Source organism: Streptomyces sp. NPDC050418, assembly GCF_044458745.1.
Lineage (GTDB): Bacteria > Actinomycetota > Actinomycetes > Streptomycetales > Streptomycetaceae > Streptomyces.
Window position 1 is genome coordinate 1 of record NZ_JBITIG010000008.1, and the last position, 16,732, is coordinate 16,732.

Here is a 16,732-nt window from a genome sequence, read left to right on the forward strand (position 1 = left end):
CCCGGTTACATTCCGAACCCGGAAGCTAAGCCTCACAGCGCCGATGGTACTGCAGGGGGGACCCTGTGGGAGAGTAGGACGCCGCCGAACTAATTGTAGAGAAAACCCCCGAGTCATCAGACTCGGGGGTTTCTGCGTTTCAGGGGCAATGCCCTGACGCGCATGACGCCTAAAGTCGGCCGGCGGCCTTCAGCGCGAGATATGCGTCAGCAAGTGCCGGTGCGAGGTCATCCGGAGCCGCATCGACGACCGTCACGCCGCTGCGAGTGAGCTTTTCCGCTGTGCGACGACGCTCGGCCTGGGCCTGAGCCGCAGCTGCGGCCTCGTAGATACCGTCCACGGTGCCGCGGCTTGTTGCCATCTTCTGGATACGAGGGTCTGCCACCGATGCGACGAGCACAGTGTGTCGTTTGGTGAGGCGAGGCAGGACCGGGAGGAGGCCTTCTTCGACTGGGGCCGCGTCGAGGCTTGTCAGGAGGACGACCAATGAACGGCGCGGGGCGGTCTGCAAAGTGGTGGATGCCAGGCCGCGGGCGTCCGTCTCGATGAGTTCGGGCTCGAGTGCCGCCATGGCGTTCACGAAAGACGGCAGAACGTCGCCGGCCGATTTGCCCTGGACGAGTGCGCGAACCCTCCGGTCGTACGCAAGGAGGTCGACGCGGTCGCCCGCTCTGGCGGCAAGCGCCGCAAGGAGGAGTGCCGCGTCCAGGGAAGCGTCGAGGCGGGGTGCGTCACCGACTCGGCCGGCGGAGGTGCGGCCGGTGTCCAGGACCAGGAGGATGCGGCGGTCCCGTTCAGGACGCCACGTACGCACTGCGACAGAGGACTGGCGGGCGGTGGCGCGCCAGTCGATGGAGCGGGTGTCGTCGCCGGGCACGTACTCCCTGAGACTGTCGAACTCGGTTCCCTCGCCGCGGGTCAACAGGCTGGTGCGGCCGTCGAGTTCACGCAGGCGCGCGAGCTTGGACGGCAGGTGCTTCCGGCTGTGGAAGGGAGGCAGGACGCGGACGGTCCAGGGAACTTGATGGCCGCCTTGTCGAGTTAGAAGTCCAAGAGGGCCGTATGAGCGGACGGTGATCCGTGCGGCTTCGCGGTCGCCGCGTCGGGTCGGGGTCAGGCGGGTGGTGATGCGGCGGCGTTCGCTCGGGGGAACGTCGACGCGATGGCGTGATGCGTCGGTCTCGGTGCCGGGGATCCAGCTGCTCGGAGGCCAGGCGTCGCGAAGATGGGCGCGCAGTGGCCGGCGCGATGGGTTTTCAATGGTGAGCGTGATGTCCGCAGCGTCACCGAGTCGAACTGATGTATCACCGGATCGGGTGAAGCGGAGCGATCTCACTGGCGCCGCGAGGGCGTAGTCGCACATCATTGCGAGTGCGAGGGGTGAATTGACCGCGAGCATGCCGGTCCAGCTGGGTGCGAGCAGACCTACGGGGATGGAGCCAAGAGCCGCGAGCAGGGCGGCTCGACCGGTGAGTGCCATGGGTCCTCGACTCAGCGGGGTACGGGGACGTTGGCGAGGATCGCGGTGATGACGGAGTCGGCAGTGATGCCTTCCATTTCTGCCTCCGGGCGGAGTTGGACGCGGTGCCGAAGGGTGGGCAGGGCAAGGGCTTTGACGTCGTCGGGTGTGACGTAGTCACGGCCGGTGAGCCAGGCCCAGGCGCGTGCGGTGGAGAGCAGGGCCGTCGCGCCTCGCGGGGAGACGCCGAGAGTGAGCGAGGGGGATTCGCGGGTGGCGCGGCAGATGTCCACGACGTAGCCGGTGATTTCGGGGGAGACAGCCGTCTTGGCCACGGCGGCGCGTGCTGCCTCGAGGTCGGCCGGAGTTGCAACGGGGCGTAGGCCGGCGGAGTTGAGGTCGCGGGGGTTGAAGCCCTCTGCGTGCCGGGTGAGGACGGCGATCTCGTCCTGGCGGGACGGAAGGGGGACGTTCAGTTTGAGCAGGAAGCGGTCCAACTGGGCTTCCGGAAGGGGGTAAGTGCCCTCGTACTCCACGGGGTTCTGGGTGGCGGCGACCAAGAAGGGTTCGGGGAGTGCGCGGGGCGTGCCGTCCACGGTGACCTGGCGTTCCTCCATGGCTTCGAGCAGGGAGGACTGGGTCTTCGGTGGGGTGCGGTTGATCTCGTCCGCGAGCAAGAGGTTGGTGAAGACGGGACCGGGCTGGAAGGAGAACTCCGCGGTGCGCGCGTCGTAGACGAGCGAACCGGTGACGTCGCTGGGCATCAGATCGGGGGTGAACTGGACGCGCTTGGTGTCGAGTTCGAGAGAGGCCGCCAGCGCGCGGACGAGGAGGGTCTTGGCTACGCCCGGTACGCCTTCGAGGAGGACGTGGCCGCGGCACAGCAGGGCGACCACCAGGCCGGTGACCGCCGGGTCCTGGCCGACCACAGCCTTGGCGATCTCGGCGCGCAGGGCCTCCAGGGAGGCGCGGGCGCGGTCCGCGTTCCCGGGGGTGTCGGAGATCGGGGCGCTCATGAGGTGCGTACCTCTCTTTCGAGGGCGTCGAGTTGGTCGGCGAGGGCGATCAGGGCCGTGTCGTCGCCGGGCGGTGGGCCGAAGAGGAGGGATTGCAGGTCCCTGGCTCCGTCGGGGAGTTGGGTGGACAGCGCGGGGAGCATTTCCTCCGGGCTGTGGGCGCGGGAGGGAGGAACGCCGACGAGGGGGGCCAGGCGGTTGAGTGCTGCCGTACGGAGGGCTGTTGCGGCGCGGTCGCGGGCGTTCGCCTTGCGGTAGAGGCGTGCCCTGCCTTCCGCGGCTTCGGAGGCGCGGATGGCGACGGGCAGCTGCTCCGGGACCAGTGGGCCAAGGCGGCGTGCGCGCCAGAGTGCGGCCAGGGCTGCGGCCAGCGTGAGTTGGAGCGTGCCCCAGAGCCAGCCGGAAGGGATCAGGTCAGTGAAGCTGCGGTCGCCGCCGTCGGTGGCCGCTGTGTCGCCCAAGGACGGGAGGTACCAGACCAGATGCGGGCGAGAACCGAGGAGTTGAAGAGCGAGCGAGGCGTTGCCCCGGTCGTCGAGCAGGTCGTTGTAGAGGAGGCCGGGGCCGCCGAGCACCACGGTCTCGCCGTCCTGGCCCGGCAGGTGTACCAGCGTGGGCTCGCCGTCCTCCGGGTAGCAGCCCGTCGCTTCTTCGGCCGTCACCACGTAGCGGATGCCGCCGGTGTCGGCGTCGCCGGCGCGGTCGGCTTCGGGGAGGCTGCAGTCGGGCTGGAGCGCGGACTCGAAGCCTGGACCCGAGGCCATGACGCCGGGCGCGAGACGGTCCACGGAGACAGGGCCGGGCGAGATCAGGATGGTGCGGCCGCCGGAATTCTGCGTCGCCTCGTACAGCGCTGTCTGCTGTTTCTCCGTGAGGAGGTCGGGCGAGGCGATCAGGAGCGTGGTGTCGGATCCGGCGGCGCGGGCTGCGTCGGTGGAGGTGGTGACGACGCGGATGTCGACGCCGCGGTCCTTCAGCAGTTCGGCGACCGCACGGCTGCCGGAAGGGTCGGAGGAGCGCGGGTCGAGGCGGCCGTGCTGGTCACCGGAGCGGACCGCGGCGATGACGACACCGGCGACCAGCAGCAGGGTGAGGGCGAGCAGCAGGCCGCGGGAGCGGGTCCACACTTGGCGGGCTGTGGGGGAGGCCGACGTGGTGGTGGGGGCCTCGGTCATTCGGCGGCTCCCTGGGCGGCCGCGCCGAGGGCGGGCCGGGTGCGCTCGAGGTCACGGTCCAGGTCGGCCAGCCGTGCGTACGCGGACTCGTCGGCCGTGCGGCCGCCGTATGTCACGTCGTCGAACGAGCGGGCCGCGTCGACCAGTTGGGGCGCGTGGTCGGGCAGTGTGCGGCCCGCGTCCGCGGCGGCTTCGTCGGCGGTGCGGCCCGGGCGTTCGTCCAGCAAGGCTCGTTCTTCGAGGGAGCGGACGATGGCGCGCATCTGTTCCTGGACCGCCTGGTTCCAGCGCTGTGCCGCAGCGTGTGCTTCGGCGGAGGCGCGGTGTTCGGCGGCACTGCGAGGGCGGTCGTCGAACAGGTGGGGCGATGTCGTCGGGGAGCGGCGGGGGGCGCCGAGCCGCCACCACAGGGCGGCCACGAGCAGCAGTACGACGATGACGATGACCACCAGGCCGAGTGCGCCGCCAGGGGCGGCCCCTGAGGCCGCGGAGAAGAGATCGCCGATCCATTCCCAGAGGCGGTCGAGGGCGCGTTCGAGCAGGTTCGGGTCGTTCTGGTGGTATCGCGGATCGGACAGTTCGCGCTCGGCGGCTTCGCGTGCGGGATCGCGTGGGATCGTCACCGGCGGTTCGTCGTCGGTGAACGGACGCAGCAATACCGTGTGTGTGGCTCCCCCCGGCCGGATCACCGCATCAGCTCCCCGGGCGTCGGCCGGTGGTGCCGGGGCCGGACTGCTGGATCCCGGCCGCGCGGGTGAGCTCCAAGTCGAGGGCCTCGCGGCGGATGCGCAGGTCGATGTAGAGCAGCACGCTGACGCCCGCGGTGATCGGGAAGGCGAGCATCGAACCGACCACGGAACCGATGCCCGTGATGATCAGGAAGGTCCAGCCTGCGTTCCCGCTCGCTTCGAGGAAGCCGCTCATGCCGTCGCCGCTCACGGCTCCGGCCAGGATGGAGAACGGGATGACGATGATCGACACCACGATGTTCACCAGGATCGCGGCGAGCAACTGGATACCGAAGACGCGCCACCACGAGCCGCGCACCAGCTTGGCCGAGCGGGCGAGGGATTTGCGGACCGTCTGCTTCTCCAGCATCAGCGCCGGAGAGGACAGAGAGAAGCGGACGAGCAGCCAGATCGCCACGACCAGCGCGGCGAGGCCGCCGAGGATGGCCAGCGTCGCGCCGCCCTCGGACGCACCGGCGAGGGCCACGAGGACACCCGGCAGGGTGCCGACCGCGACGATGCCCGCTGCAAGCAGCGGCAGCAGGAAGGTGAGTCCGAGCAGGCGGGGCACCTGAGGCCGGGCGTCGCGCCAGGCCTCGCCGATCGTCACCGGCTTACCGAGCACCGCTCGGCTCGTGACCATGGTCAGGAGTGCGGTGACCACGAAGGTGGCCAGGAGGGAGAGGAGCAGGAGGATGCCGGTGTCGCGCATGACGTCGGCCAGGGCGCCGGAGAGCTCGCTGAGCGTGGCGTCGGGGTCTTCGAGGACCGCCGTGCTGGCGTCGCTGTTCAGGACAAGGCCCTGCAGCAGGATCGCCACGATCTCAGTGATCACGGCGACGGTCAGGGAGAAGCCGAGGACGGTGCGCCAGTGCGCGCGCATCGTGGACACCGCGCCGTCGAGGATCTCGCCGACGCCCAGGGGGCGAAGCGGGATGACTCCGGGCTTGGCCGCCGCGGGCGGCGCGTTCCAGCCGCCTCCCCAGCCGGGGCCCCGGCCGGGCGGGACGGCGGGGCCGCCCCACTGTTGAGGGCCACCGGCGGGCTGCTGCCCGGGTACGCCCGGAGTGCCCGGGGCGGACCACTGGCCGGCCGGTGGTTGCTGCTTGGACCACTTGTCCGGGCCTGCGGGGTTGTCCGCGGACTGCTGGTCGGACTGTTGGTCGGACGGTTCGCTGGGGCGGGGCACGGCGTGATCCGGTCCGGAGGGCTGCCCGTCGGGCTGTCCTTCGGAGGGGGCAGATCCGGGCGAGGCCCAGCCCGGAGTGTCGTTCATCGTCGCTCCTTCACGGTGCCCTTCCGCGTTCGCGGCGGCGGGTTGGCAGCCATCGTGCCACGGTGTACCCGTTCGTGGGCCGGGCAGGCAGGGCACTCCAATGGCTGCGCACCTTCAATTGTCCGTCCGGTACGGGGCAGACTGGGCGGATGGCTGATCAGTACGCACCATCCCTCAAGGACGGCGGCCCCGAGTTCCTCCCCGCGATCCGCTGGGAAGAGCCGCCGGAGGGCCCCGTGGTCGTGCTTCTCGACCAGACACGGCTGCCGGCCGAGGAAGTCGAGTGGGTGTGTACGGACGCGCCTGCCCTTGTGCAGGCGATCCGGACGCTCGCCGTGCGGGGAGCGCCCGTGCTGGGGATCGCCGGGGCCTACGGGGTGGCGCTGGCCGCGGCGCGTGGCTTCGACGTCGAGGAGGCGGCGCAGGCCCTGGCGACCGCGCGGCCCACCGCGGTCAACCTTGCGCGAGGTGTGGTGCGGGCGCGGGATGCGTACCGGGCGGCCGTACAGGCGGGCGCGGCGCAGGAGGAGGCTGCCGCGGCGGCGCTGGCCGAGGCGCGGGCCCTGCACGAGGAGGACGCGGACGCCTCGCGGCGGATGGCGCGGCATGGGCTGACGCTGCTCGACGAGCTCTTGTCCGGGGGCGCCCATCGGATCCTCACGCACTGCAATACGGGTGCGCTGGTCTCCGGTGGGGAGGGCACGGCGTTCGCCGTGGCGCTCGAGGCGCACCGGGACGGCCGGCTGCGGCGGCTCTGGGTGGACGAGACCCGCCCGCTGCTGCAGGGGGCCCGGCTCACCGCGTACGAGGCGGCTCGCAATGACATGCCGTACACGCTGCTGAGCGATAACGCGGCGGGTTCGCTGTTCGCGGCGGGCGAGGTCGATGCCGTGCTGATCGGTGCGGACCGGATCGCGGCGGACGGGGCTGTGGCGAACAAGGTGGGGAGCTATCCGCTGGCGGTGCTCGCCCGGTATCACCATGTGCCGTTCATCGTGGTCGCGCCGCTGAGCACCATCGACGAGGACACCCCGGACGGGGGCTCGATCGAGGTGGAGCAGCGGGCAGGGCACGAGGTGACCGAGTTCGCGGCGGCGCAGCTGCCGACAGCGGACGGTGAGGCCGGGGGTGGGATCCCGGTGGCGCCGTTGGGTACGCAGGCGTACAACCCGGCGTTCGATGTGACGCCGCCCGAGCTCGTGACGGCGATCGTTACCGAGCACGGTGTGGTGTCGCCGGTCACAGCCGATGCGCTGGCCGACCTGTGCGCCAGGGGTGCCGGGAGCGCCGAGGGCTGAGTGCGGCGCGGGGAGGTGGGATCTTCCGGCCAACTTCTTTGGTACGACTGCCGGTTCGGTTTGTCGGCGCCAGTTGGTGTCGGCGTGTATGCATGGGGGCAGACAGTGACTGCTCCGGGCGACTAGCGTCACGAGCCCGTGACCTACCTCACCAGGGCCTACTCCACCGTTACGAGAATGGGATGATGTCGACATGAAGGGACGAGTCCTTGTCGTTGACGACGACACCGCGCTGGCCGAGATGCTCGGCATTGTGCTGCGTGGAGAAGGTTTTGAGCCGTCGTTCGTAGCGGACGGTGACAAGGCGCTGGCTGCCTTCAGGGAGGCCAAGCCGGATCTGGTGCTGCTCGACCTGATGCTGCCCGGACGGGACGGCATCGAGGTGTGCCGGCTGATCCGGGCCGAGTCGGGTGTGCCGATCGTGATGCTCACCGCCAAGAGCGACACCGTCGATGTGGTGGTCGGGCTCGAGTCGGGCGCGGACGACTACATCGTGAAGCCGTTCAAGCCGAAGGAGCTCGTCGCCCGGATCCGGGCGCGGCTGCGGAGGTCCGAGGAGCCCGCGCCGGAGCAGCTGACCATTGGTGACCTGGTCATCGATGTGGCCGGTCACTCGGTGAAGCGGGACGGTGAGTCGATCGCGCTGACCCCGCTGGAGTTCGACCTGCTGGTCGCGCTGGCCCGTAAGCCGTGGCAGGTGTTCACGCGAGAGGTGCTGCTCGAGCAGGTGTGGGGCTACCGCCACGCCGCCGACACGCGCCTGGTCAATGTGCATGTGCAGCGGTTGCGTTCGAAGGTCGAGAAGGACCCGGAGCGCCCCGAGATCGTGGTGACCGTACGTGGCGTCGGCTACAAGGCCGGACCGAGCTGACGTGCCGGGGGACCGTGCCGCTTCGGCGCCCGGGCAGGCGGGGCACCGGCCGGAGCGGCCGCTGCGCCCGGGTCGGCGCACGTCCCTGATCGGACGGTTCCGCAGCGGTGGACAGCTGCTTCAGGACGGGGTGCAGAGCAGCCTCGTCCTGCGGCTCTTCACGCGCTGGGTGCGACGCCCGCTGCTGCCGGTGATGCGGCTGTGGCGGCGCAATATTCAGCTGCGCGTCGTGGTGAGCACTCTGCTGATGTCCGTCATCGTCGTGCTTGTCCTCGGCTTCGTGGTCATCAGCCAGGTGAGCAACGGGCTCCTCGAGGCGAAGAAGAACGCCGCGCAGATCCAGGCCACGGGCGGGTTCAGCGCGGCCGCGGACCTGGCACGGACCGGGAGTGCGGCCGGGGCGGACAGCGCGTCACGCCGTGGCGAGGGCAGGAGCTCGAACGCGACTCCGTGGCTGGACCAGCTGGCCAGCGGTGGGCAGGACGCGTTCGACGTGCTGGCCATCGGGTCGAGCGCGGACGGAGGCCTGGGCCGCAACAGGGCGGCGCGCTCCTCCGGTGTACTGCCGGAGACCGTTCCCGATGATCTGCGGCGCAAGGTCGACGAGGAGTCCGGGGCGTTCCGGAGTTACTCCCAGGCCGTCTATCGTCCCGAGGCCGGACGGGAGCCGGGGCCCGCGCTCGTCATCGGTACGCGGCTCGACGATGACAACGGGGACCCGTATCAGCTCTATTACGTCTTCCCACTGACGCAGGAGGAGGAGTCCCTCAACCTGGTCAAGACCACGCTGGCGACCGCGGGGCTGTTCGTCGTGGTGCTGCTCGGCGCCATCGCGTGGCTCGTCGTGCGCCAGGTCGTGACGCCGGTGCGGATGGCCGCCGGGATCGCCGAGCGGCTCTCGGCCGGGCGGCTGCAGGAGCGGATGAAGGTCACCGGCGAGGACGACATCGCGCGGCTCGGCGAGGCCTTCAACAAGATGGCGCAGAACCTCCAGTTGAAGATCCAGCAGCTCGAGGATCTCTCGCGGATGCAGCGCAGGTTCGTCTCCGATGTCTCGCACGAGCTGCGCACTCCGCTGACCACGGTCCGTATGGCCGCCGATGTCATTCACGAGGCCCGGGTCGACTTCGACCCGGTCACCGCGCGTTCCGCCGAACTGCTCACCGATCAGCTCGACCGTTTCGAGTCGCTGCTCGCGGATCTCCTCGAGATCAGCCGGTTCGACGCGGGTGCGGCCGCGCTCGACGCCGAGCCGATAGATCTGCGGGATGTCGTCCGCCGGGTCGTCGGGGGCGCCGAGCCGCTGGCCGAGCGCAAGGGGAGCCGGATCCGGATCCTCGGCGACAGCCAGCCGGTGGTTGCGGAGGCGGATGCCCGCCGTGTCGAGCGCGTGCTGCGCAACCTCGTGGTCAATGCCGTGGAGCACGGGGACGGCAAGGACGTGGTCGTGCGGCTCGGTGCGGCCGGTGGGGCCGTCGCCGTCGCCGTACGGGACTTCGGAGTCGGGCTGAAGCCGGGTGAGGCGACCCGCGTGTTCAACCGTTTCTGGCGGGCGGATCCGGCGCGTGCCCGGACCACGGGCGGTACCGGTCTCGGGCTGTCGATCGCGCTCGAGGACGCGCGGCTGCACGGAGGCTGGCTGCAGGCGTGGGGTGAGCCGGGTGGCGGGTCGCAGTTCCGGCTGACGCTGCCGCGGACCGCGGACGAGCCGCTGCGCGGTTCGCCGATACCGCTGGAGCCGGAGGATTCGCGCCGTAACCGCGGGCTCAGCGAGGCCGGGCTGCCGTCCGGCGGGCAGAGCAAGCGGGCGACGGTGCCGGCGCAGGCCGCGCAGGAGCGCGTGCCGGGGCCGATATCCGGCGCCGCCCTCTCCGCGCCCACGCCCAGCACCGTCGACCCGACGGCGCTGCCCGGCAACGGGGCACGCGTGGTGCCGCGCCCAGTGCGCAGCCCGGAGGAGGCGGCTTCCGCGGCGAAGGTTCCGGCACAGGAAGTCCCCGTACCGGAGAACGCCGGCGAAGCGGACGTACGGGAAGAAGGAGAGGGCGGCCGTGGGCGCTGAACGTGCGGGGCGCAGGCGGCGGTCGGTCCGGAACGCGGCGGTGTTCGGCTGCGGCGGACTCCTGCTCGCCGGCTGTGCGTCGATGCCGAGCAGCGGTGAGCCCGAGCCGGTGGACGCATCGCCCAACAAGCCCGCCGTACGGGTGTTCGCAACACCACCCAAGCCAAACGCCGCGCCGGGAGAGATCGTCGACGGGTTTCTGGAGACGCTCACCGGTGACGACCCGGACTTCTCGATCGCGCGCAAATACCTGACCGCGGACGCGGCGAAGACCTGGGACCCGAACGTGTCCACGACGATTCTGGCGGCCGGTCCGAAGACGACGTCGTCGAAGCCGGAACAGGAGCGGGAGCAGGATCAGGGCGCGCAGAGCGACAGTTACGAGCTGGAGGGCAGCCGCGTCGCGACGCTGGACGCCGACTCCGCGTACCGGCCGGAGCTGGAGGCGCAGCCCTACACGGAGTCCATCCAGCTCGTGAAGGAAGGCAAGAAGGGCGAGAAGCAGTGGCGGATCGACGAGCTGCCCCCCGGTGTCGTCCTCGGTGAGCCGGACTTCCGACGGCTCTACAAGCCGGTCGACAAGTACTACTACGCGGACTTCAAGGGCGACGGCCGTCATCCTCAGGACCAGCCGCTCGTCGCCGACCCCGTGTATGTGCGCGGCGAACCGGACCCGGAGCTGACCGATGTGGTCAAGGCGCTGCTCGCCGGGCCCACGCGGTGGCTCGACCCGGTGGTGGGTTCGCGTTTCCCCAGCGGTACGCAGTTGCGCGAGGGCACCAGGGTGCTGGCGCCGGACGAGCAGAAGCGACTGCAGATTCCGCTGAACAACAAGGTGGACAACCTCAAGCAGGACCGCTGCAAGCAGATGGCCGCGCAGATCTACTTCACGCTGAAGTACCTGGCCACGCCCTCCGGGATCAAGGAAGTGGAGCTGCTGCGGTCCGACGGCGAGTCGCCGCTGTGCGTGCTCGATTCCGGGCAGGCGCAGGCTGTCGCGGCGGATCCGCTGGACCGGCCCGAGTTCCAGTACTTCCTCGACGAGAAGCACCAGTTGGTGCAGCTGGCGAAGAACCAGAGCAGCGCGTCCGCCGTGCCGGGTGAGCTCGGCGAGGGGAAGCAGGAGCTGCGTTCGGCGGCCGTCTCGCGCGACGAGGACTGGGCGGCGGGGGTGTCCGGGGACGGGCGCTCGCTGATCGTCGGTGAGTTGCGCGACGGGGCCGCCGCCGAGAAGACGAAGGTGCTCAGCCGTGCGGACAAGGAGAAGGACCGTCTGACGGCGCCCAGTTGGGACGGCCGGGGCGACCTGTGGGTCGCCGATCAGAATCCCGGGCATCCGAAGCTGCTGTGGCTCGAGAAGGGGTCGGCCGCGCCGGTGGAGGTCGGATTCGACCAGCCGCTGGGCGAGGACGGTCTGGGCCGGGTCAAGGCGGTACGGGTCGCGGCGGACGGCGTGCGGATCGCGCTGCTCGTCGAGAAGGACGGCAGGACCGAGCTGAGCGTCGGGCGGATCGAGCGGACGACGGGCAAGGACGGCGATCCCGAGCTCACCGTGGCCGAACTGCGGCCCGCCGCGCCGAAGATGGAAGAGGTCACGGCGATGTCCTGGGGCGGTGGCAGCCGGCTGCTCGTGGTGGGCAAGGCGGTCGACGGCGTCCAGCAGATGCGGTTCGTGCAGAGCGACGGCTCGCTGCCCTCGGACGAGCGGACGCTGCCGGGCCTGACAGGCGTGACCGCGGTCGCGGCTGCCGAGAACCCCGAACTACCGCTGCTGGCAGGCTCCCAGGAGGACGGCATCGTCCGGCTCGGCGAGGGCGAAGGCTGGAAGCCGGTGGACAAGGAAGGGTCGGCGCCGGTCTATCCGGGGTGACGTCGCCCCGGGGTGAGGTCGCCCGCGGTGACGCCGCCCCATCCGGGCAACGAGCCCCTTCCCGGCCGGAGTTGTCCACAGCCTCGTGAGCCTCCTTCGTGACCCTCCGTGGAGTTATCCACAGGGGTGGCCGGACCCGAGCCGCCTTGGCACAGTGGAGACATGCGGGGGTGGTGGCAGGACTTCACCGACCTGGTGCTGCCGGCCGACTGCGGTGGCTGCGGTCGTGCCCGTACGGCGCTGTGCGAGCCCTGTCGCAAGGCGCTGTACGGAGCCGTTCCGCGCCGGGTGCGTCCGCTGACCGTGCCGCCCGGGCTGCCCGTCGTCCACGCGGCGGCGCCGTATGCGGACGCGGCGCGTGCCGTGCTGCTCGCGCACAAGGAGCGCGGTGCCCTGGTCCTGGCCGGAGCGCTGGGCGAGGCGTTGGCACGGGCGGTGCGTGTGGGTGTGCACACGGGGGTGCGTACAGGAACGGGTGCCGGAGCGGGTGCGCGGGCCGGTGAGCCGCTGCTGCTCGTCCCCGTGCCCTCGGCACGGGGTGCCACGGCCGCGCGCGGCCATGACCCGGTGCGCCGGATCGCCCTGGTCGCGTCGCGTGCCCTGCGCCGCGACGGGGTGCGGGCCCGGATGCTGCCGGTGCTGCGGCAGCGGCGTGCGGTGGTGGACCAGGCCGGGCTGGACGCCCGCGCACGGCTGGTGAACATGGAGGGGGCGCTGGACGTAGTTCCGGGTGGCGAGAGGCTGTTGGCGACAGGACGGGCGGTGCTGGTGGACGACCTCATGACGACCGGAGCCTCGCTCGCCGAGGCGGCCCGCGCTTTGCGCGCCGTCGAGCCGGCGCAAAGCGCGGCCCGGGCGACGGGCGCGGAAAGGCGGGGCGGCCCGGGAAGCAGCGCGCCGGGGTGTGCGGGAACGGGTGCGGGAAGCGGGGCATTCCATCGAACACTGGCGGCGGTCGTTGCCGCTTCACCGGATTCTTTCGAAATAAACCGGAACTGACTGAGAACTTGCATCGTTGCAGGTAGTGAGAGTGCGTTAGCACCTGAACGGAGGTACGCGGCAGTAGAGGGTGACGACATCCGTCCGGGCGAGATATGTTCGGTTGTGAGGCCTCGGAGAAGCTTCGAAGAACCTTTCCGGGAAGCACGCCTCGTATATCCGAATGCCCCGTGAGTGGTTAGCCGTGGGTTTCGGCAATCACCCTCATGGGGTGGGGTGGAGATCTTGTCCACGGGGGAGGAGGAGGTGGAAGTCACCGAGTCCGAGGCTCCGGGGCTCACCGGAGTCTGGTGCAAGAGGGAGATGCTCCGCCTGTAGGAGCGGAGCTATCCGGGAACGGAGTTCTGCGTGGACATCGTCGTCAAGGGCCGCAAGACCGAGGTGCCCGAGCGGTTCCGCAAGCACGTGGCCGAGAAGCTGAAGCTGGAGAAGATCCAGAAGCTCGACGGCAAGGTGATCAGCCTCGACGTCGAGGTGTCCAAGGAGCCCAACCCCCGTCAGGCCGACCGCAGCGACCGGGTGGAGATCACCCTGCGTTCGCGCGGGCCGGTGATCCGGGCCGAGGCATCCGCGAGCGACCCCTATGCGGCGCTGGACCTGGCCCAGGAGAAGCTGGAGGCGCGGCTGCGCAAGCAGCACAGCAAGCGCTCCACGCGGCGCGGCAACGGCCGTCTGTCGGCGGCCGAGGTGGCCGACCGCGTCCCGGGTGCCGCGACACTCAACGGTGACGGCGCACCCGCACCCGAGGAGAACGAGGCGGTGCCCACCAAGCGCATCGGCTCGCTCGAGATCCAGGGCGAAGGTCCCCTGGTGGTCCGTGAGAAGACGCACGTGGCCGCCCCGATGTCGCTCGACCAGGCGCTCTACGAGATGGAGCTGGTCGGGCACGACTTCTATCTGTTCGTCGACTCCGAGACGAAGGAACCCAGCGTCGTCTACCGGCGGCACGCCTACGACTACGGCGTCATCCACCTGAACACCGACCCGATGGTCGCGAAGGCCGAATCGCCCGGTGCGGGCGGTGCGCTCGGCGGCTGATGCCCGCGGAGCGATTCCGTAGTCGGTGCCCCTGGGACGCCTGCGCGCCCCCAGGGGCACCGGTGTGCGACCCCTTCGGGCACTGCACGGACGGCGCGGCATGAAATCATGGCCCCGCAGACCAACCCGCGTACTGCCGACGCGGGTTGGCGGACCACACCAGGCCTCGGCCTTCAGGGGGAGGAACGATGGCGGACAGCTTCGGACCGATGCGTGACGAGGGTGCCGATGACGGTGCCCGCGTGCGGTCAGGCATCGGCGAGGACGCCGACGCGGAGGCCGCACGCAAGGAGCCGATCCGGGTGCTCGTCGTGGACGACCACGCCCTGTTCCGCCGCGGCCTGGAGATCGTCCTCGCGCAGGAGGAGGACATCCAGGTGGTGGGTGAGGCGGGGGACGGCGCGGAGGCCGTCGACAAGGCCGCAGACCTGCTGCCCGACATCGTCCTGATGGACGTGCGGATGCCCAAGCGCGGCGGGATCGAGGCATGTACCTCGATCAAGGAAGTGGCTCCGAGCGCGAAGATCATCATGCTGACGATCAGCGACGAGGAAGCCGATCTCTACGACGCGATCAAGGCCGGGGCCACCGGTTATCTGCTCAAGGAGATCTCCACCGACGAGGTCGCCACGGCCATTCGCGCGGTGGCCGACGGGCAGTCGCAGATCAGCCCGTCGATGGCGTCGAAGCTGCTCACCGAATTCAAGTCGATGATCCAGCGCACCGACGAGCGCCGACTGGTGCCCGCGCCGCGGCTGACCGACCGCGAGCTGGAAGTCCTGAAGCTGGTGGCGACCGGGATGAACAACCGGGATATCGCCAAGGAGCTCTTCATCTCCGAGAACACCGTGAAGAACCACGTGCGCAACATCCTGGAGAAGCTGCAGCTGCATTCCCGGATGGAGGCCGTGATCTACGCGATGCGGGAGAAGATCCTCGAGATCAGGTGAGCCGCCGCCCTAGGCGGTGAGGGCGGCGACCGCCGCCGTCAGCGGAGCCTTCAGCTCCGCGGGCGTGACCCGCTCCACCCGCACCTGCGTGCACCCCACCCAACCCGCCGCCTCCACCAGCGCCTTGGCCATCGGCTCCACCGCCTTCACGGTGTCGAGCGAGGCGTGCCGGGCCACCAGGGTGCTGCCCTCGCGCGCCGGGTCCACCCGGCCGAGCAGCCGCCCGCCGGAGAGCAGCGGCATCGCGAAGTAGCCGTACACCCGCTTCGGCTTCGGAACGTAGGCCTCCAGGCGGTGGGTGAAGCCGAAGATGCGCTCCGTGCGCGCGCGCTCCCAGATCAGCGAGTCGAAGGGGGAGAGCAGCGTGGTGCGGTGGCGGCCGCGCGGCGGTGTGGCCAGCGCCGCCGGGTCGGCCCAGGCCGGCTTGGACCAGCCCTCGACCTCCACCGGGACCAGGCCCGAGTCCTCGACGACCGCGTCGAACTGCTCGCTCTTGAGGCGGTGGTAGTCGGCGATGTCCGCGCGCGTGCCCACACCGAGTGCCTCCCCGGACTGCCGGACCAGGCGCCGCAGGCACTCGGCGTCCGTCAGGTCGTCATGCAGCAGCCGGTCAGGGACGGCCCGCTCCGCCAGGTCGTACACCCGCTTCCAGCTGCGGCGCTCGGTGCAGACCACCTCGCCGTACATCAGCGCGCGTTCCACGGCGATCTTCGAGTCCGACCAGTCCCACCACTCGCCCTTGTTCTTCGCGCCGCCCAGCTCCGTGGCCGTGAGCGGGCCCTCGGCGCGGAGCTGCTTGATGACCTGCTCGTACGCCCCGTCGGCCAGCTCGTGCCCCCAGTGCGGCCGGTCCCGGTACGCGCGGCGGCGGAACGCGAAGAGCGGCCACTCCTCGACGGGCAGGATGCAGGCCGCGTGCGACCAGTACTCGAAGGCGTGACCCTCCGTCCAGTACGCGTCCTCGACCGTCCCCCTGCCGACGGCGCCCAGCCGCGCGTACGGAATCAGCTCGTGGGAGCGGGCGAGCACCGAGATGGTGTCGAGCTGGACCGAGCCGAGATGCCGCAGCACGCCGCGCACCCCCGCGCGCCGGTCGGGCGCGCCGAGGAAGCCCTGGGCGCGCAGGGCGATACGGCGGGCGTCGTCGGCGGAGAGTGAGAGCGGCGCGGACGTGGAGGTCATGCACGTAACGGTACGAGGCGGCACTGACAATCCGCGCGCAGGAGCAGCGAGTTCAGCTCTCCGCGGGCAGATACGGGTCCTGCGAGGGCAGTCCGAGGTCGCTCGGCAGCAGCGAGGCGACCCAGCAGTCACGCCGCGCCCCCTTGTTGAGGAGCGCCGAGCGCAGGGTGCCCTCCAAGGCGAAGCCCGCCTTCACGGCGACCGCGCGCGAGGGGTGGTTGCCGACCTCGGCCTTCCACTCGATGCGGTCGATCCGCAGCTCCTCGAAGCCCCAGCGCGTGACGGCCCGTACGGCCTCGGTCATATAGCCCTGGCCGCGGTGCTCCTTGACCGCCCAGAAACCGATCTCGCGGGCGTTGCCGATGCGCTCCATCAGACCGGTCACGGCGACGAGGCGCTGCTCGCGGTCGAGGACGGCGAAGCAGTACTCCTTGCCGCTGATCCAGGCCTGCGGGGCTATCGTCCCGGCGAAGGTCTCCGCGTCCTCGCGGCGGTACGGGGTGGGGGTGGTCGTCCAGCGGCCGACCTCGGGGTCCTGGCAGGCGGCGTACACCGCGTCGATGTCCTGGGGGCCGAGGGGGCGCAGGGTGAGGCGGTCGGTGGTCAGTGTCACGGGGTCCATTGCGGGATTGTCCTAGTAAGACGGGTGTCGTGGCCAGGGAATTCCGGCCCGGTGTGACGGTGCGGGCACCCCGTCCGAAGGCGGCGGGGCTGAGTTTCCGGCACCTTCCGGGCCTCCCGTCCGTTGGACCTGAAGGTGGACCTCCCGGGGCCGTGTCCTCCTCGCATACGATGGCCGTTGCGGTGG

General features: G+C 70.5%; 14 protein-coding genes and 1 rRNA gene. 8 read left to right on the forward strand and 7 right to left on the reverse strand.

From position 1 onward, the window contains the following. Window positions 1-90, forward strand: a 5S ribosomal RNA gene (rrf, locus tag ACIBI4_RS20210); the annotation flags it as partial. A 79-nt stretch (window positions 91-169) separates the two neighbouring features. Here the strand turns inward: rrf and ACIBI4_RS20215 are convergent. Genes ACIBI4_RS20215 through ACIBI4_RS20235 form a run of 5 tightly spaced genes read right to left on the reverse strand, consistent with a single transcriptional unit; the run spans window position 170 to window position 5,654 of the window. Next, window positions 170-1,480: a DUF58 domain-containing protein gene (locus tag ACIBI4_RS20215; protein ID WP_399205312.1), complete on the reverse strand. Its 1,311-nt coding sequence runs from the start codon at window positions 1,478-1,480 to the stop codon at window positions 170-172. A gap of 11 nt (window positions 1,481-1,491) precedes the next feature. Beyond that, window positions 1,492-2,475 carry an AAA family ATPase gene (locus ACIBI4_RS20220; RefSeq protein ID WP_399205313.1) on the reverse strand — a complete coding sequence of 328 codons (984 nt, stop codon included), beginning with the start codon at window positions 2,473-2,475 and terminating at the stop codon, window positions 1,492-1,494. After that, window positions 2,472-3,650, reverse strand: coding sequence for a DUF4350 domain-containing protein (locus ACIBI4_RS20225; RefSeq protein WP_399205314.1), 1,179 nt, complete (start codon window positions 3,648-3,650; stop codon window positions 2,472-2,474). Before ACIBI4_RS20225 ends, ACIBI4_RS20220 begins: the two co-directional genes overlap by 4 nt. Beyond that, entirely contained in the window at window positions 3,647-4,339 is a 693-nt protein-coding gene (locus ACIBI4_RS20230) for a DUF4129 domain-containing protein (protein WP_399205315.1), read from the reverse strand. Before ACIBI4_RS20230 ends, ACIBI4_RS20225 begins: the two co-directional genes overlap by 4 nt. Window positions 4,340-4,343: 4 nt before the next feature. After that, window positions 4,344-5,654, reverse strand: a complete 1,311-nt coding sequence (locus tag ACIBI4_RS20235; protein WP_399205316.1) for a glycerophosphoryl diester phosphodiesterase membrane domain-containing protein — start codon at window positions 5,652-5,654, stop codon at window positions 4,344-4,346. A 149-nt stretch (window positions 5,655-5,803) separates the two neighbouring features. Between ACIBI4_RS20235 and mtnA the strand changes: the two genes are divergently transcribed. From mtnA to ACIBI4_RS20270, 7 genes are all read left to right on the forward strand, one after another. Continuing rightward, the gene (gene mtnA / locus ACIBI4_RS20240; protein ID WP_399205317.1) at window positions 5,804-6,952 is read left to right on the forward strand and encodes an S-methyl-5-thioribose-1-phosphate isomerase; all 1,149 of its coding nucleotides are present in this window, start codon (window positions 5,804-5,806) and stop codon (window positions 6,950-6,952) included. 193 nt (window positions 6,953-7,145) lie between these two features. Next, window positions 7,146-7,823, forward strand: coding sequence for a two-component system response regulator MtrA (gene mtrA / locus ACIBI4_RS20245; protein WP_399205318.1), 678 nt, complete (start codon window positions 7,146-7,148; stop codon window positions 7,821-7,823). 1 nt (window position 7,824) lies between these two features. Beyond that, complete coding sequence (gene mtrB / locus ACIBI4_RS20250; protein WP_399205319.1) at window positions 7,825-9,885, forward strand: MtrAB system histidine kinase MtrB; 2,061 nt, start codon at window positions 7,825-7,827, stop codon at window positions 9,883-9,885. After that, window positions 9,875-11,755, forward strand: a complete 1,881-nt coding sequence (locus tag ACIBI4_RS20255; protein WP_399205320.1) for an LpqB family beta-propeller domain-containing protein — start codon at window positions 9,875-9,877, stop codon at window positions 11,753-11,755. The genes mtrB and ACIBI4_RS20255 overlap by 11 nt, the downstream gene beginning before the upstream one ends. A 162-nt stretch (window positions 11,756-11,917) precedes the next feature. Continuing rightward, entirely contained in the window at window positions 11,918-12,754 is an 837-nt protein-coding gene (locus ACIBI4_RS20260) for a ComF family protein (RefSeq protein ID WP_399205321.1), read from the forward strand. Between the two features lie 348 nt (window positions 12,755-13,102). Beyond that, window positions 13,103-13,792, forward strand: coding sequence for a ribosome hibernation-promoting factor, HPF/YfiA family (gene hpf, locus ACIBI4_RS20265; protein WP_399205322.1), 690 nt, complete (start codon window positions 13,103-13,105; stop codon window positions 13,790-13,792). A gap of 188 nt (window positions 13,793-13,980) precedes the next feature. Further along, window positions 13,981-14,742, forward strand: coding sequence for a response regulator (locus ACIBI4_RS20270; RefSeq protein WP_399205323.1), 762 nt, complete (start codon window positions 13,981-13,983; stop codon window positions 14,740-14,742). A gap of 9 nt (window positions 14,743-14,751) precedes the next feature. On the opposite strand, the gene ACIBI4_RS20275 is transcribed toward ACIBI4_RS20270, so the two are convergent. Both ACIBI4_RS20275 and ACIBI4_RS20280 read right to left on the reverse strand, forming a co-directional pair. Beyond that, window positions 14,752-15,924 carry a winged helix-turn-helix domain-containing protein gene (locus ACIBI4_RS20275; protein ID WP_399205324.1) on the reverse strand — a complete coding sequence of 391 codons (1,173 nt, stop codon included), beginning with the start codon at window positions 15,922-15,924 and terminating at the stop codon, window positions 14,752-14,754. A gap of 52 nt (window positions 15,925-15,976) precedes the next feature. Then, on the reverse strand, window positions 15,977-16,546 hold the full coding sequence (locus ACIBI4_RS20280) for a GNAT family N-acetyltransferase (protein WP_399205325.1): 570 nt from the start codon (window positions 16,544-16,546) through the stop codon (window positions 15,977-15,979). Window positions 16,547-16,732: the final 186 nt, after the last annotated feature.

Excerpts from the sequence above, each read along its gene's own strand:
- ACIBI4_RS20270 (WP_399205323.1), top strand. The coding sequence starts at position 13,981 with ATGGCGGACAGCTTCGGACCGATGCGTGACGAGGGTGCCGATGACGGT.
- mtrA (WP_399205318.1), top strand. The coding sequence starts at position 7,146 with ATGAAGGGACGAGTCCTTGTCGTTGACGACGACACCGCGCTGGCCGAG.
- ACIBI4_RS20220 (WP_399205313.1), bottom strand. The coding sequence starts at position 2,475 with ATGAGCGCCCCGATCTCCGACACCCCCGGGAACGCGGACCGCGCCCGC.
- ACIBI4_RS20280 (WP_399205325.1), bottom strand. The coding sequence starts at position 16,546 with ATGGACCCCGTGACACTGACCACCGACCGCCTCACCCTGCGCCCCCTC.
- mtnA (WP_399205317.1), top strand. The coding sequence starts at position 5,804 with ATGGCTGATCAGTACGCACCATCCCTCAAGGACGGCGGCCCCGAGTTC.
- ACIBI4_RS20235 (WP_399205316.1), bottom strand. The coding sequence starts at position 5,654 with ATGAACGACACTCCGGGCTGGGCCTCGCCCGGATCTGCCCCCTCCGAA.
- ACIBI4_RS20260 (WP_399205321.1), top strand. The coding sequence starts at position 11,918 with ATGCGGGGGTGGTGGCAGGACTTCACCGACCTGGTGCTGCCGGCCGAC.
- ACIBI4_RS20275 (WP_399205324.1), bottom strand. The coding sequence starts at position 15,924 with ATGACCTCCACGTCCGCGCCGCTCTCACTCTCCGCCGACGACGCCCGC.
- ACIBI4_RS20215 (WP_399205312.1), bottom strand. The coding sequence starts at position 1,480 with ATGGCACTCACCGGTCGAGCCGCCCTGCTCGCGGCTCTTGGCTCCATC.
- ACIBI4_RS20225 (WP_399205314.1), bottom strand. The coding sequence starts at position 3,650 with ATGACCGAGGCCCCCACCACCACGTCGGCCTCCCCCACAGCCCGCCAA.